Raw genomic sequence first — 15,172 nt, forward strand, 5'->3', positions numbered from 1 at the left:
CTCAGGGAAATCTCACCGCCGCCGTAGCCGACCCACCCGCGGGCACGTTCACCACCCGCGACTTGCGGCCGTGCTCGGCGTGGACGAACACCACCGTGTGGTTGCCCGCCGGTACGCTGAGGCCGACCTTGGGCGTCGAGCCCATCGGCCTGCCGTCGAGGATCACGTTCGAGACCGGGATGCTGTTGATGTTCAGGGTGCCGGTGCCTGCGGCCGCGACGGGGGGCGTGACGCCTCCGCCGACAGGGGGCTTGCCGACCTCGGGCTTCTCGGTGCCGCCGCCCACGGGGGTCTGACCGCCGGTGGCGGCGGGGCCCTCGGGCTTGGGCGCCTTGCCCTTCTCGAACAGGTCGATGGTGAAGGTCTCTTCGGCCTTTCCATCCTGGAAGCTGATGTCTTTCCTGAAGTCCTCGAAGCCCGCCTTGGTGGCGACGATGCTCCACGGCTTGTCCGTGGTGATGTCGATCTTGATGGGCAGCTTCGGGATCGGGCGCCGCTCGTTGCCGCTGACCAGGAGCACCCGTGCGTTCTCGGCGCCGGTGCCGGCCTTGATGGTGGCCAGGCCCTTCACGACCTTCAGCTTGGGCTCGATGCTCTGGACCTGACCCTCCTCGACCGCGATGCGCTTCTCCCACGCCTCGTAGCGGTCGCCGGCGATCTTGATCACGTGCTCGCCAGGGGTCATGTCGCGAAGCTCCTGGGGCAGGGGACCGATCTCCTTGCCGTCCACGTAGAGCTTCACGGAGCCGATGGTGTCGGCGCTGACCTTGACGCCGGTGCCCTCGCTGGCCCGCGAGAGCGTGACGTTGAGCACCGCGTCCTCACCGGTCGCGACCTTCACGCCTTGCTCGGCGGTGGGCTGGTAGCCTGCCGCGGTGACCTTGACCATGTGCGTGCCGGTGCTGAGCTCGGTCACACGACAGGGCGAGGTGTCGCAGCGCTTGTTGCCGTCCACGAAGACCTGCACCGCGTCCACGCTCTTGTTTCCGGGGCCGGCGACGGTGACCACCAGGGTGCCGTTCCGCGGGATGAAGAACACCACCATCGCCGCGACCAGGCCGACCACCAGCAGGCCCGCGACCGCCAAGAGGATCATGCGACCCGCGCCGCCGGAAGATGGGGCGGGTGCGGGGTAGGCAGCCGGGACGACCGGCGGCATGTGCGGCGACATCTGCGGGGGCGCGCCCGGCATCTGCCCGGGCATCTGCCCCGGCACTTGCGGCATCATGCCGGGGCCCGGGATGGAGGCCGGGATCGGCGGCATTCCACCTGGCCCGGGCATTCCGCCGGGGCCGGGCATTCCGCCGGGACCGGGCATTCCGCCCGGGCCCATGCCGCGCACGGTCGAGGGGCCGCCGGCGCCGGGGAAGCTCGGCGGAGCGGAGGCTGCGGCGCCGCCGGAGCTGCCCATCAGCGCCGCAGCGCTCCCGACCCGAGCCGAAGGCGCGCCGCCACCGGCGGCGGGAGTGGGGGGCGCCGGGCGGAGCAGCGCCTGCGACGGGGCCTCGTTGGGCTCTTTGTCGAAGACCGCCGTCTTCTCGTCCTCGTCGTCCCAGTCCATGTCCACCGGCGCGGCCGCGGCCGGCGGCGGCTTGGGCGGCAGTGGCCCGGGCATGGGGGGCTTCGAGACCGGCGGGGGCACCGCGGGGGGCGGCAGCCCGGAGCCAGCGCGGCTCGGCGGGGGCAGCGGCGCAGGACCGCTGCGCAGGCTGGGGGGCGGCGGTAGGTTCCTGCCGGACTGGGGCGGCGGAGGGGTCGGCGCCGGCAGGCCGAGCAGTGTCTTCTTCTGCCCGGGGGGCGGTGTGGGCGCCGGGAGCGAGCGGGGGGCCTGCGAGGGCGGGCCCGGCCGGCCCGACTTCTTCGCCAGGCCGTCGAAAACGTCCAGATCAGAACCGCCTTTTTCGCTCATCCCGTTGATCTCCTGCGGACCGGAGGCGGCCCGGGCTGCCTCCGTAGGGAACATCTGGCTCATCAGTTGGGCCAGCCGCGCTGCGTCTCCCGGCGCTGAGAGCGTTCGAGAGAGCGCACGCAAATCCGCTTCTAATTCCGACGCGGTAGCGTACCGCTGGTTTGGGTCCTTGGCGAGCGCCTTGAGTACGATTGCGTCCACGCCGCGGGGCAGGCGCGGGTTCACGGAGGTCGGCGCCGGCACCGAATCCGTGCGGATCTTGTTCATCACGACGATTTCGTTCGCCCCGTCGTAGAGCTTGCGGCCCGCCAGCGCCTCCCACAGGCAGATGCCCAGGGCGAAGATGTCGGCGCGGCGGTCCACGTCCTTGCCGGTCACCTGCTCGGGCGACATGTAGCCGACCTTGCCCTTGATCATGCCGGCCTGGGTGCGCGTGATCTTGCCGGCCGCCTTGGCGATGCCGAAATCGATGAGCTTCACCCGGCCGTCGTAGGAGACCAGGATGTTCTGCGGGCTCACGTCGCGGTGCACGATGTTGAGCGGGCGGCCCTGGCCGTCCCGCCGGTCGTGCGCGTAGGCGAGCCCCGTGCAGACCTCGGTGAGGATGTGGATGGCGAGCTCGGGGGGCAGCGTGTAGCGGTTCGACGCCGCGCGATCCATCAAGGTGCGCAGCGGTTGGCCGTTGACGTACTCGAGCGCCATGTAGTGGCTGCCGTCCACCTGGCCCGCGTCGATGGTGCGGGCGATGTTCGGGTGGTCGAGGTGCGTGGCGATGCGCGCTTCGTCGTGGAAGAGCTCGATGAACTCCTCGTCTTCGGAGACGTTGGGCAGGATGCGCTTGAGCGCGACGACGTCGCGGGTGCGCGTGTGGCGCGCCAGGAAGACCTCTGCCATTCCGCCGACGCTGATGCGCTGGATGAGCTCGAAGGGGCCGTAGAGCTGCGTCGGGGGCAACGGATCTCCGGCGAGAAGTCTGGCACAAACCGCCCCTGATTTTGAGAAATGTCACTCCGCTTCGGCCCCGCCGGCCTCGCTCTCTTCCTTTTTCGGCTTGGGGAAGTAGCGCACCCGCTTGGCCTGGAGCGGGTACCAGACGTTGACCGGAACGACCGGGGTGTCCGGAAAGATCCGAGTGGCCCCCGGCGAAGGCCGCCGCACCAGCCGGAGCGCGTCCGGCCCCGCCGTGAGGGCGCGACCGCCGAGGTCGCGATCGCCCCCGAGCGCCAGGCCGAGCGGCTTCGATAAGTACAGTCGCGGCTTGGCCCCGAGCGAGTCGAGCACGGAGTCGAGCAGCTCCCCGTCCCGCGTTGCGTCGCGTCCGCTCGTGACCTCGACGTAGGCGAGCATGCCCGCGCCGTCGATGCCGAGGGCGGCCAGCGCGTCCGGGCCGCGGGTGGAGAGCCCGCGCGCCACCGCGACGGCACCGTCCGGGCCAGTCGGGCCTACCGCGAAGCCCGCGGGCCCGAGCCACAGTCCGGGTCCCTGCTCGCCGGCGCGAGGGAACGCGATCACGACCTGCGGGTCCGCTTCGCTTGGCTTCTCGGGGCGCACCGCCTTGGGGTCGAGCTTCAGGATGGTGAGCTTGGTGTCCGGGCGGCTCGGCTCCGCTCGCAGCCAGGTCGTCGCGACCGCGTAGGGCCAGCCGTGCTGCGGCAGGCCCTTGACCTTCCACTCGCCCTCGCCGGGCTCGGCGGGGGTCACGCGCGGCGCGAGCTTCGCGCCCGGCACGAGGTGCTTCAGCGTCAGGTAGAAGAAGTCCCGCGACTCGCGCTGGATGTAACGCGGGAAGTTCATCAGGCCCATGTAGCGCAGCATGCGCCGGCCCATGAAGCGCCAGCCGGGCATGTCGCGCACGTCGCCCTCCGCCTCCCACTGCGCGTCGAGCTTGCGTCCGAGGGACGGCAGCTCGTTCGCGGGCGCCGCGCGGTAGAACTCGAAGCCCGTGTGCCCCGGGTTCATGTCCAGGTGGATGCCGTACACGCAGCGCACACGCTGCATGGCCAGCGCCAGGTGATCGGCGTCGATGCTGGCGCCGTAGAAGTAGGCGACGAAACCCTCCTTGGTCTGGCAGATCGCGCTGCGCGTGGTGCGGCTCTCGTCGGTCCAACCCGGAGGCACGCCGCCCCACCAGTTCCGCTTGTACGGGTTGATGGTGCCGTCCATCACCAGCGGCGTCATGTTCTGGCGGAAGCCGATGATGTCGTCCGGGACCTTCTCGTCGTTGGGCCAGGTGCCGAACGCCGTGGAGCCGTCCGCGAGCTCCGCGACGGTGGCGGCGTAGGGCTTCGGCGGCAGGTAGGTGACGCCGTCGGCCATCATGCCGAACTCGCCGTGCGTCGCCTGGAAGCCTCCGTTGAAGCCGCCGACGAGCCGGCTCATCACCTCCGGCTTGCGCGGCACGAGGCCCGAGCCCGTCTCGCCCGTGGCGCTCTTCGGCTCGAGGGTGCCGCTCATGGCGTGGAGCGCGATCTGGCGCGGATCCCAGACCAGCACCCAGGTCTGGTTGTAGGCGCGCTTCTGATCGGTGCGGATGAACGACTGCACGAAGGGCGCGGGCGCGTCGGGATTCGTGGGGATGAACGGATCCTTCTCGAGCGGGCGCCACTTGCCCTCGCCCTCGAGCGCCGGCGAGATCATCGGTTCCATGGGCGCCGGGGGCCAACCGGTCTCGGGATCGGGAAGGTCTGGCGCGAGCGGCGCTGCCTCGAGCCCGGCGAGCTCCTCCTTCACGCGCTCGGCGCCGGTGTCACCGGTGACTCCGCCCATCACGCGCTCGAAGGCGTCGAGGGCCTCGAACGCGACGGCTTTGACGAGCTGCATGCGATCGCTGCCGAACCAGGGCAGCGCGCGCACGCGATCGACGGCCCAGGTGACCAGGTTGCCGGGACGGCCTTTCTCCGGCGTCTGCTCCATCAAGTGGCGCGCGCCTTCGATGGTCGGATCGCCCGAGGTCGGGATGCGGATCTTGCGCCCGTCCACGTCGGCGTTGAGCGCGTTTTCGTCGAAGCTCAAGACCGCGCGCTCCGCTGGCGGATCGAGGCGGAAGCTCCGCTGCCCGACGCCGCTCGCTTGTCCGGTCTCTTGAAGGTTGGTGATCTTGGCCTGCCAGCGCGAGCGCGCCGACCAGCCGCTCGGCACCGGCTCGCCGGAGAGATCCGCGAGCTTGAGCGTGTAGGCCTTGCCGTCGCTGCCGATCACCCATGCCGCGCGCGGGCCGTCCACCGTGAGCTCGCGCTCGTCCACCGCGGAAGTGTCGCTCAGGTTGTAGAGCCCGGTGAGCTCGAGCAGTCGCCCTTCGGGTGACCAGCGGCTGGTGGTGAGCCAGATGTCCGCGGGCTCGCTCCCGCTCTGCGCGCGCACCAGCGCACGCACGCGCCCGCCGCCTGCGCTCAGGCGCCCCGGCGCCGGATCGAGGAAGTGCGCTTCCTCGGCGACCGCGCTCATTCCTCGCTCTGCCAGGGCAAGGCACAGCGCGCGGGCTCGCTCGGGCTCCGCGCGCGCCGGAGCCGGCGCGGCACGGGGTGCGACGAGCCAGCCGAGCACCATCAAGAACGGCAGCGGGCGCGCGAGCCCGCCGAGCTTTCGCATCCACGGACGCAGCTCGGGCACGCGCGGGGAGACCGCCTGCGCTGGCGCTGTGCCGCTCGGCCCGCTGTCCACCGTCATCTCCCGAGAAAACGCGAGCCCGCGGTTAGCATCTTCCCGGAGCGGCAGCCATGCCCGAGGCCCGCGCCCAATCGGTTGCCGGCAGCGACAACTCGGTTGGCGTGTCTGGCGGCATTGCCCTGACATTGTCCAGGCCCCAGCGTGGCACGCGGCGTGCTACTCTGTTGGCAGATATGCGACGGTTCTCGCGCCGCGGCTGGCTCATCGGGCTCTCGCTCGCCGCCACCGCTTGCCTGTCGCCCACGCTGCCCTTGCCGCCGCCGAGCAAGCCGGTGGTCGAGGGCCCCGACCAGCAGGGCATGGTCACCCTCGACGGCTACGTCGAAGGGGAGGCCACCGTGTTCGCCGCCAACATGCGCACCGGCGAGATCCGCGGTCAGTTCACTGGCCCCGATGGGCACTATCGCTTCGCCATCGCCGCCGTCGTCGGCGACGAGCTCGAGCTCTGGTATCAAGTGGGCACGACGACCAGCCCGGGGATCGTGTTCAAGGTTCCGAAGTGAGCCCGGGGGCAGCGCGCGCCGAGAGCGCGTAACAGGAGTCAGCATGAAGCTCGTAACGGGGTTGGGCGCGGTGATGCTCGCGGCGGCGCTAGCGAGCGCGGGCTGCGGCGGCAACAGCTCGAGCGACGGAACTGGAGCATCCGGTGGCAGTGGCGGCACCGGCGGCGCGGGCGGCGCAGGCGGCAGCGGCGGCCTGGGCGGTAGCGGTGGCGCGCCGCTCCAACCGACGGACAAGGTCGATCTGCTCCTGATGGTCGACAACTCGCGCTCGATGGCGGACAAGCAGGCGATCTTGGCTGAAGCCGTGCCTCGCCTGGTGAACCAGCTCCTGAGCCCCAACGGCGGCGGCAAGCCGGTGACGGATCTGCACATCGGCGTGATCTCGTCGAGCCTGGGCGGGCATGGCGGGGATCAGTGCAGCCCGAACAGTCCGGCGGGCAACCCGACCCAGAACGACCACGCGCGCCTGATGCCCAGCGTGCGGCAGGGCCTCGACAGCCACCAAGGCCTCGGCTTCCTGTGGTGGGATCCCGCAGGCAAAGGCGGCGGCGAGACCGACCAAGCCAAGCTCATCACGCAGTTCATCGCCCACATCGAGGCCGTCGGCGAGAGCGGCTGCGGCTACGAGGCACCGCTCGAGGCCTGGTACCGCTTCCTGATCGATCCCTCACCGCCGGAGGACGTGGTGGTGCAGGACAACGTCGCGACCGTCACCGGCGTCGATCAGGTCGTGCTGAAGCAGCGCCAGGACTTCCTAAGACCCGACTCCGCGGTCGTGGTGCTGATGCTCTCGGACGAGAACGACTGCTCCATCATGGACGGCGGCTTCAACTGGATCGCCGCGCAGACCTCGAACCCGAACAACACCCCCTTCCACCTGCCGCGCGCGACCAGCGCCTGCGCGACCGATCCAAACAGCCCCTGCTGCCGTTCGTGCCAAGCCGCGGAGCCGGCGCCGCCAGCGGGCTGCACGCCCCTCGGCGCCGATCCGGAGTGCAGCAAGGGCGCATGGGACGATCAGGGCGACCACCCGAACCTGCGCTGCTGGGAGCAGAAGCGGCGCTTCGGCCTCGACTTCTTGTATCCGACGAGAAAATACGCCGAGGCGCTCACGCAGCCGACCATCTGCGACAGCTGGCTGGGCACCACGACCGCGCTGTCCTTGGGCGAGTGCAACGGCGCGCGCGTACCGAACCCGCTCTTCGCCGGCGGACGGCACCCGGGGCTCGTGTTCCTGGTCGGCATCGTCGGTGTGCCTTGGCAGGATCTGGCGAGCGACGCGACCCTCGCCTCTCCGAGCGAGCTGTCGCTGCTCAGCGCCGGCGAGCTCGCCGCCAAGGGTCGCTGGGGCTGGCTCGTGCCGGAGTGTCAGGAGCCGGTGAGCCCGAGCGAGCTGCCGCGCCCGATGAGCATCTGCAAGCGCTGGAACCTGGCGGATCAACCGGACGATCCGTTCATGGTCGAGTCCCCGAAGCCCCGGAACGGGAACAACCCGGCCACCGGCGAGGCGATCGCCGGCCCGAGCGCGGGACCCATGGCGAGCAAGATCAACGGGCACGAGTGGAATACCGGCGACGGCGACCTTCAGTACGCCTGCATCTTCCCGCTCTCGACGCCGAAGGACTGCGGCTCCTCGGGAGGCGGAGCGTGCTCCTGCGACGACGTCGGCCCGGGCTACACTGAGGACAACCCACTCTGCCAGGGCTCGAGCGGTCAGTACTCGAAGCTCCAGGCCTTCGCCAAGGCCTATCCCGGCACGCGCCACCTCGAGGTGCTGAAGGACGTCGGTGACCAGGCGGTGGTGGCGTCCATCTGCCCCAAGGACGTCGCCAACCCGTCGGGCAGCGCCTACGGCTACAACGCGGCGATGGACGCGCTGGCAGCGCGGCTCGTGACCGTCCTCAAGTGACGACGCGCAGGCCGACCTTGCGGCCGTCGCTCTCGCGGTGGACGACCGGCGCGCCCGGTTGCTTCCGCCGCGGGGCGCGCTCGCTGGGCTCCTCGTCGATGACCTCGCCGAGCAAGTCGTAGTCGGTGGCGCGCTCGATGCGCACGCGGCGCATCTGCCCGGGGCGCACCTCGGCGCCGGACAGGAACACCTGGCCGTCGATCTCCGGTGCCTGGCCGGCGTGCCGGCCCACCATCACCAGCTCGCTCTCCTCGCTCGGGCCCTCGACCAGCACGGTGAGCTCCTGCCCGATCAGCGCGCGCTGCTTCTCGCGGCTGATCTTGCGCTGGATGGCCATCAGCTTCTTGGCGCGGGAGGCGGCGACCCGCGGCGGCACCTTGTCGGCCAGGTGATAGCTCTTCGACGACTCCTCGTCCGAATAGCGGAACACGCCCATGCGATCGAAGCGCGCCCAGCGCACGAAGTCGCACAGCTCTTCGAACTCCGCCTCGCTCTCGCCGGGATGGCCCACGATGAAGGCGGTGCGGAAGGTGAGGTTCGGCACGCGCTCGCGCAGGCGGCTCACCAGCTCGCGCAGGCGCGCGCCGCCGTGTCCGCGGCGCATGCGCCGGAGCATGGCGTCCGCCGCGTGCTGGAGCGGCATGTCCACGTAGGGCACGACGCGCTCGTGGTGGCCGATGAGCTCGATCAGCTCGTCGCCGAGCTTCTCCGGGTACAGGTAGAACAGGCGCACCCAGCGGATGCCGGACACCGCCGCCACGCGCTCGACCAGCTGGGCCAGGCTGCGGTCGCCCGGCAGGTCGCGGCCGTAGGCCACGGTGTCCTGCGACACCAGGTTCACCTCCAGGACGCCGGCGTCTGCGAGCCGCTTCACCTCCTCGACCACGTCGCGCACCGAGCGCGAGCGCTGAAGCCCCCGGAGCTCCGGGATCACGCAGAAGGAGCACTTGCGGTTGCAGCCTTCGGCGATCTTCACGTAGGCGCTGGCGCCGCGGGTCGAGATCGTGCGCGGGTCGGCGGCCTTCACCACCCAGTCGGCGGGGCTACCGACCAGGATGCGCTCGGCCTTGCCGGTGAGCACGCCTTCGAGCTTGAGCATGTCGCTCGAGCCGAGCAGGTGATCCACCTCCGGCAGGCCGTCCGCCAGCTCGTCCGGGTGGCGCTGGCTGAGGCAGCCGGCGACCACCAGCTTCTGGCAGCTCCCGCTCTCCTTGTGGCGGCCGAGCTCGAGGATGGTGTCGATGCTCTCCTTCTTGGCCGCGTCGATGAAGCCGCAGGTGTTGACCACGATCACCGAGGCGTCCGCCGCGTCGGGCACGTGACGGTAGCCCGCGCGTTCGGCGACGCCGAGCATGACCTCGCTGTCCACCCGGTTCTTCGGGCAGCCGAGCGAGACGAAGTGGATGGTTTTGCGAGCCAAGGCCGCCCGGCTCTTAGCTCGCGGGGGGCGGATTGGCCAGTGGGGAGGGAGCTCAGCCAGCGACCAACTGCCGAAATCGCTCGAACAGGTAGAGCGCGTCGTGCGGGCCGGCGGCGGCCTCGGGGTGGTATTGCACGCTGAACGCTCGCGCCTCCGGCGCTTCCAGGCCTTCGCTGGTGCCGTCGTTCAGGTGCACGTGCGTCGAGCGCGCGTGGCCCTTCAGCGAGTCGATGTCCACCACGAAGCCGTGGTTCTGCGTGGTGATCTCGACGCGCCCGGTGGTCAGGTCCTTGACCGGTTGATTCAGGCCGCGGTGACCGAACTTGAGCTTGTAGGTGCGGCCGCCCAGGGCGAGCGAGAGCAGCTGGTGGCCGAGGCAGATGCCGAAGATGGGCTTCTTGCCCAGGAGCTCGCGGATGGTCGCGACCGCGTAGGTGACCGCGGCGGGATCGCCGGGGCCGCTGGACAGGAAGATGCCGTCGGGTGACAGGGCGAGGATGTCGGCGGCGCTGGTCGCGGCGGGCACTGCGGTGACGCGGAAGCCGCTCTGGACGAGGCAGCGGAAGATGTTGCGCTTGGCGCCGAAGTCCATGGCCACGATGCGCGGCCGCTCCGCCTGCGCCGCCGGTTCGTCTCCGAGCGCGCTCCAGGCGCCGCAGCCTTCCTGGAACTCGTAGCGCTCCTGGGGCGTGACGCGCGCCGCGAGGTCGAGGCCCTCCATGCTGGGCGCGCTCCGGGCGCGCTCGACCAGCACGTCCGGGGGCTCGGTGCCGATGCAGCCGTTCTGCGCGCCGCGATCGCGGATCAGGCGGGTCAGGCGCCGGGTGTCCACGCCGCCGATGGCGACCACGCCGTGTCGCGCCAGGTACTCGTCCAGGCTGCCCTTGGCGCGCCAGCTCGAGGTGACGGGGCTGGGGCTCCGCACCACGAAGCCGGAGACCTGCGGCCGGCCGCCGACGGCCTCGTCGTCCTCGTCGTTGATGCCGGTGTTGCCGATCTCCGGCGCCGTCATCGTGACGATCTGGCCGGTGTAGCTCGGATCCGTCAGCACTTCCTGGTAGCCGGTCATGCCGGTGGTGAACACGACCTCGCCGGTGGTGCTGCCGTCGGCGCCGAACGCTTCGCCTTCGAACAGCGTGCCGTCGGCCAGGGCCAGGTGGGCCTTGCGCGTGGCGCTCATCGGGCGTCACCGAGGGCGTCGAACACGGCGCGACCGTCTGCGAGCGTGACGAGCACGCGCCCGCGGAGCTCTCGCCCCAGGAAGGGAGTGTTGTCGCTCTTGGAGCGGAGCTTGCCGCGCTCCGGCGTCCAGAGCGCTTCCGGATCGACCAGCACCAGATCCGCCGGCGCGCCTTCGCGCAGGCTGGGGGCGTCGAGCCCGGCGATGCGCGCGGGGCGCGTGGACAGAGCGTCGATCAGCCGCCCGAGCGTGAGCCCGTTCTTGCCCACCAGGCCGAGCAGCAGGCCGAAGCACAGCTCGAGCCCCATCATGCCGGGCTTCGCGAAGGAGAACTCGCAGTCCTTCTCCAGCGAGGTGTGCGGGGCGTGATCGGTGGCGATGGCGTCCAGGGTTCCGTCGGCCAGCGCGGCGCGGAGCGCCTCCACGTCGGCCTCCTCGCGCAACGGCGGGTTGACCTTGCAGGCCGTGTCGTAGCCGATCACCGCTGCGTCGGTCAGCAAGAGGTGGTGCGGCGTGACCTCGGCGGTCACCGGCAGGCCGCGGCTCTTGGCCTCGCGCAGGATGCGCACCGTGCCCAGCGTCGAGGCGTGGGCCACGTGGTAGCGCGCCCGGGTGTACTCTGCGAGCAAGACGTCGCGGGCGACGATCACGTCCTCGGCCACCCGCGGCCAGCCCCGCAGCCCGAGCCGCGCGCTCACCGCGCCCTCGTGCATGTCGGCGCCGGCGCTGAGCTCGTGGTCCTCGGCGTGCTGGATCACCGGCAGGTCGAAGGTCTTGGCGTACTCGAGGGCGCGGCGCATCACCGCGCTGGACATCACGCACACGCCGTCGTCGCTGACCGCGACCGCGCCGGCGTCGCGGAGCTCGGCCATCTCCGTCAGCTCCTTGCCCTTCTGCCCCATGGTGATGGCCGCGATGGGGTGCAGGCGCGGGCCGCCGACCTCCGCCGCGCGCCTGAGCATCATCTCGGTGACGGCGCGGGTGTCGTTCACCGGCTTGGTGTTCGGCATCACGCACACGTGCGCGTAGCCGCCGGCCGCCGCGGCGGCGAGCCCGCTGGCGATGTCCTCTTTGTACTCCTGGCCCGGCTCGCGCAGGTGGGCGTGCAGATCGACGAAGGCGGGCAGGAGCCACTTGCCGGCGCCGTCCACCACCCGGGCGCGCTCGCTCCCGGCGGCCTCGCGCCCGGCGCCCTTGCCGAGCCGGGTGATGCGCCCGTGCTCGACCACCAGATCCACCTCGCCGTCGAGACCCGCAGCGGGATCGACGGCCCGCACGCTCTTCACGACCAGGAGCTCGACTGGCGACGTCACGGCGGACCTCCTTAGCACGCTCCGGCGAGGGCAGGGTACCGCCGGCGCGGACCCGGGATTTTCACGAGGCCAGACGCTCCGCCGCGAGCCACGCCAGGGCCGAGATGGTGTGCTGGGGGTTCACGCCCATGTTGGTCGGGAACACGCTGGAGTCGATCACGTACAGGCCGGGCAGATCGTGGGTCTCGAAGCTGGGCTTGACCACGCTGTTGAACGCCGAGCCGCCCATCAGCGCCGTGCCGAACAGGTGCGCAGCGATGGTGTGGAACAGGCGCGGGTCGTCGGCGGCGTCGAACATGGGCTGGAGCTCGTCCACGCTGGCGATCGAGGCCGGCAAACCGTGCACGCCCGGCAGCACCGCGCGGGCGCCGGCGGCGAACATCATCTCCGTCAGTCGCCGCACGCCGAGCTTGAGCACGCGGATGTCGGCATCGGTCATGTCGTATTCGATGTGCGTGCCCCCGAACAGGCCCGCACGCACCGAGCCCATCGCCTCCGCGCGCACCTGCACGCCCCAGACCGCCAGGTGGGCGTAGCGGGCGAGCTCGCGCATCAGCTCGGGGCCGAGCCCGGGCAAGCGCGCCATGGCCAGCTCCGGCGGCATGGCGACAGTCTCGAACTTCATGCGCTCGTCCCAGTAGTGGACGCTCTCGTAGCCCTGGGTCGCGCCTCGGAACATCTTCACCGGCGCGTCGAACACGCCGACCACGGCCGTGCCCGGGTGCGCCTGCAGGCGCTTGCCCAGCACGCCGGAGCCGCGGCCCACGCGATTGTGCGCCAGAAACAGCGGGGTCTGGATGGCGCTCGCGGCCAAGAACACCGCGCGGCGGGCCTCGACTCGGAGCTCCGGTCCGCTCTCGCCGCTCAGCGGATCGCGGAAGCGCCCGATCACACCGGTGGCCCGCCCGCCCCGGGTGAGGAGCGAGGTCGCGGTGCAGGTGGCGTAGACGCGGGCGCCGGCCGCCACGGAGCGCGGCACGTACGAGACGTTCATGCTCTGGCGCCGAGCGGTGGGGCAGCCCTGGTTGCAGTGGGCGCTGCCCTGGCAGTCCTTCACGTTGCGCCGGATCAGGTTGCCGGCGATGCCCAGGCGCTCGGTGGCGGTGCGCATCAGCGCGTTGTTCTGGCCGAGCACTGCCTCCGGCGCGGTGCCCACGTGGAGCTCCTGGTCGAGGGTGTCCCAGATGCGCACGAGCTCCGCGTAGGGCAGGGCGTCGCCCAGCCCGAACTCGTCGCGCCAGCGGGCCCAGATCTTCTCCGGCATGCGGTGGATGATGGCGCCGTTGATGGCCGTGGTGCCGCCCACGCAGCGTCCCTGCAGAATGGGCGTGAGCGCACGCCCGTTCGCGACCTGGAAGCCCAGGTCGCGCCAGACCTGCTTGAAGCTCGACCACATGTCGTTCTGCAGGTCGGCGGTGCTCACGTGAGCGCCCTCTTCGATCAACACCACGTCGAGGCCCGCCTCGGTCAAGACCCGCGCCGCCGTGGCGCCGGCCGCGCCGCTGCCGATCACGACCACGTCGGCGGCGTCTTGGACGCGCGGCTTGCCGGAGACGTCCCGGAGCTCGAGGATGGCGCCGCTCATGGCTTCGGCTCCGCTGCCCAGTCCGGCCGCGGGGTGTCGTCGTCGAGCGGGATCCCCATCTGGCGCTGCACCTCCGGCAGGCCGGCGTAGCCGAGCGCGCCCAGCATCTTGAACAGGATGGGCAGCTCCCTCACCAGGTACACGTCGCTCGACCTGAGCTTGTCCAGGAGCGCCAGGCGTGCCTCGGTCTCGAGGCTCGGGAAGAGCGCGAAGCGACCCAGCACCAGCAGCGGGCAGAAGGTCAGAAGCCAGACGCAGGCGCGCGCGCCGAAGCTGACGCGGGCCGGCGCGAGGGCGATGAGCTGGTCCAGGAAGCGGTCGAGCGGCACGTCACTCGCGCCGAGCGCGAGGCCGCCGGGGGTGCCGCTCGGCAGGATGGTCGCCCAGATGGCGGCGAGCCAGCGGCGTTCGAAGGACCACCAGTTCAAGGCGGCAGCGAATGTAGCAGGTCAGAGCGTGGCTCGCTGAACCGTTCCGGCCATCGAGTCGGCGATCAAGAGCGAGCCGCCCGAGATGGCCAAACCTCGCGGGTACTGGAAGCCACCGAGGTTCACGATGCCCCCGCCGGTGAGGTTCTTCGGGCGTACGTAGATCCGGCCGTTGACACCGCGGTGGCCCATGTAGACGCAGGTCGGCGAGAGCGCGATGCCCTCCGCGCCGGAGATCACGAGCACCTGCTCCAGCGCGCCGCCGGCGCGGGGAACGCGATACACGGCGTCGGGGGGCGTCGCCGTACCGGTCGGGGTACGCACGCTGAAGTACACGTGGGTCGCGTCCAGCGCGATGCTCACCGCGCTCCAGTTGCCGCCCAGGGGGTTCGCCTTGTTCGTGAGGGGCTGCGAGCTCCCGCCGCTCTTCGGGCCGCGGTGGACGCCGCCCGCGAGCGTGACCCAGAACACGTCCGACTCGCCGAGCGCGATGGCGTAGGCGCCGGCGGAGGCGTAGAGGTTCTCGTTGCTGCCACCCCCGGCGCGGCGGCGGATGCCGACGTCGGACGCCCAGTAGACGTGCGTCGAGTCCGCCGCGACGGTCTGGATGCCGGTCTGACCGGAGGTGACGACCGTGAACTGGTTGTTGTTCAAGTCGACGTGCCTGAGCTCGCTGCGGCCTTGATCTGCCCAGTACAGATCCGTGCCGGCGACCGCGACGCCCTCGATTTGCGTCGGTGCGATGTCCGTGTGCAGCGGGACGGCTGTCCCGCCGGCGACCGGCACGCGCATGATCGAGAGGTCGGTGCTGAAGTAGACGTTGCCGCCGGACACGACCGGGTACTCCGGGTTCGGCGTCGCCGTGGTGAGCAGCGTCGGCGAGGTCGGCGCGGGACAGCCGGTGCTACCGCCGGTGCTCGCGTCCGCTCCGCCGCCGCCGCCGGTGCTGGCGTCCAGACCGCCGCTGCCGCCGGAGCCCGCGCTGCCGCCGGAGCCCGCGCTGCCGCCGGAGCCCGCGCTGCCGCCGCTCGCGCCGGCGCTACCGCCGGCCCCAGCGCCGCCACCGCTCCCGCCGGCCCCACCGCTCGTCGCTCCGCCCACTGTGCTTCCGGCTGCGCCGCCGCTGCTCTCGGCGCTGAACTCCTCGCCGCCACAAGCGTATGCCGAGAGGAGCGCGAGCCCGAACCACGCCGAAATCCACTGCCGCATCGATGCAGATTACGTCGGTCCGGTTGACGAAGCCAGGACCAGCGGTCAGG

General features: G+C 71.2%; 9 protein-coding genes and 1 pseudogene. 2 read left to right on the forward strand and 8 right to left on the reverse strand.

The window, feature by feature from the left end; genetic code table 11:
- Window position 1: 1 nt before the first annotated feature.
- Both HS104_08900 and HS104_08905 read right to left on the reverse strand, forming a co-directional pair.
- On the reverse strand, window positions 2-2,863 hold the full coding sequence (locus HS104_08900; GenBank protein MBE7480088.1) for a protein kinase: 2,862 nt from the start codon (window positions 2,861-2,863) through the stop codon (window positions 2-4).
- Window positions 2,864-2,914: 51 nt separating this feature from the next.
- Window positions 2,915-5,518, reverse strand: coding sequence for a hypothetical protein (locus tag HS104_08905; protein ID MBE7480089.1), 2,604 nt, complete (start codon window positions 5,516-5,518; stop codon window positions 2,915-2,917).
- 230 nt (window positions 5,519-5,748) lie between these two features.
- Between HS104_08905 and HS104_08910 the strand changes: the two genes are divergently transcribed.
- Window positions 5,749-6,078, forward strand: a complete 330-nt coding sequence (locus HS104_08910) for a hypothetical protein (GenBank protein ID MBE7480090.1) — start codon at window positions 5,749-5,751, stop codon at window positions 6,076-6,078.
- Between the two features lie 121 nt (window positions 6,079-6,199).
- Window positions 6,200-6,289 (forward strand): annotated as a pseudogene (locus HS104_08915) (bacteriocin microcin).
- Between the two features lie 1,690 nt (window positions 6,290-7,979).
- Here HS104_08915 and rimO read toward each other — a convergent pair.
- The 6 genes from rimO to HS104_08945 all read right to left on the reverse strand — a co-directional run bounded on the left by rimO (window position 7,980) and on the right by HS104_08945 (window position 15,122).
- The gene (gene rimO, locus HS104_08920; GenBank protein MBE7480091.1) at window positions 7,980-9,407 is read right to left on the reverse strand and encodes a 30S ribosomal protein S12 methylthiotransferase RimO; all 1,428 of its coding nucleotides are present in this window, start codon (window positions 9,405-9,407) and stop codon (window positions 7,980-7,982) included.
- Window positions 9,408-9,459: 52 nt separating this feature from the next.
- Window positions 9,460-10,587, reverse strand: coding sequence for a glutamine-hydrolyzing carbamoyl-phosphate synthase small subunit (gene carA, locus HS104_08925; GenBank protein ID MBE7480092.1), 1,128 nt, complete (start codon window positions 10,585-10,587; stop codon window positions 9,460-9,462).
- Window positions 10,584-11,900 carry a dihydroorotase gene (locus HS104_08930; protein ID MBE7480093.1) on the reverse strand — a complete coding sequence of 439 codons (1,317 nt, stop codon included), beginning with the start codon at window positions 11,898-11,900 and terminating at the stop codon, window positions 10,584-10,586. The genes carA and HS104_08930 overlap by 4 nt, the downstream gene beginning before the upstream one ends.
- A gap of 61 nt (window positions 11,901-11,961) precedes the next feature.
- A complete protein-coding gene (locus HS104_08935) occupies window positions 11,962-13,485 on the reverse strand; it encodes a GMC family oxidoreductase (GenBank protein MBE7480094.1) in 1,524 nt (507 codons plus the stop codon).
- Window positions 13,482-13,913, reverse strand: a complete 432-nt coding sequence (locus tag HS104_08940) for a hypothetical protein (protein MBE7480095.1) — start codon at window positions 13,911-13,913, stop codon at window positions 13,482-13,484. The genes HS104_08935 and HS104_08940 overlap by 4 nt, the downstream gene beginning before the upstream one ends.
- Before the next feature lie 21 nt (window positions 13,914-13,934).
- Window positions 13,935-15,122, reverse strand: a complete 1,188-nt coding sequence (locus HS104_08945; protein MBE7480096.1) for a hypothetical protein — start codon at window positions 15,120-15,122, stop codon at window positions 13,935-13,937.
- Between the last annotated feature and the right edge of the window lie 50 nt (window positions 15,123-15,172).

It is taken from the genome of Polyangiaceae bacterium, assembly GCA_015075635.1.
Classification (GTDB): Bacteria; Myxococcota_A; Polyangia; order Polyangiales; family Polyangiaceae; genus JADJKB01.

Coding starts and splice junctions, on each gene's coding strand:
- HS104_08910 (MBE7480090.1), top strand. CDS start 5,749: ATGCGACGGTTCTCGCGCCGCGGCTGGCTCATCGGGCTCTCGCTCGCC.
- carA (MBE7480092.1), bottom strand. CDS start 10,587: ATGAGCGCCACGCGCAAGGCCCACCTGGCCCTGGCCGACGGCACGCTG.
- HS104_08935 (MBE7480094.1), bottom strand. CDS start 13,485: ATGAGCGGCGCCATCCTCGAGCTCCGGGACGTCTCCGGCAAGCCGCGC.
- HS104_08945 (MBE7480096.1), bottom strand. CDS start 15,122: ATGCGGCAGTGGATTTCGGCGTGGTTCGGGCTCGCGCTCCTCTCGGCA.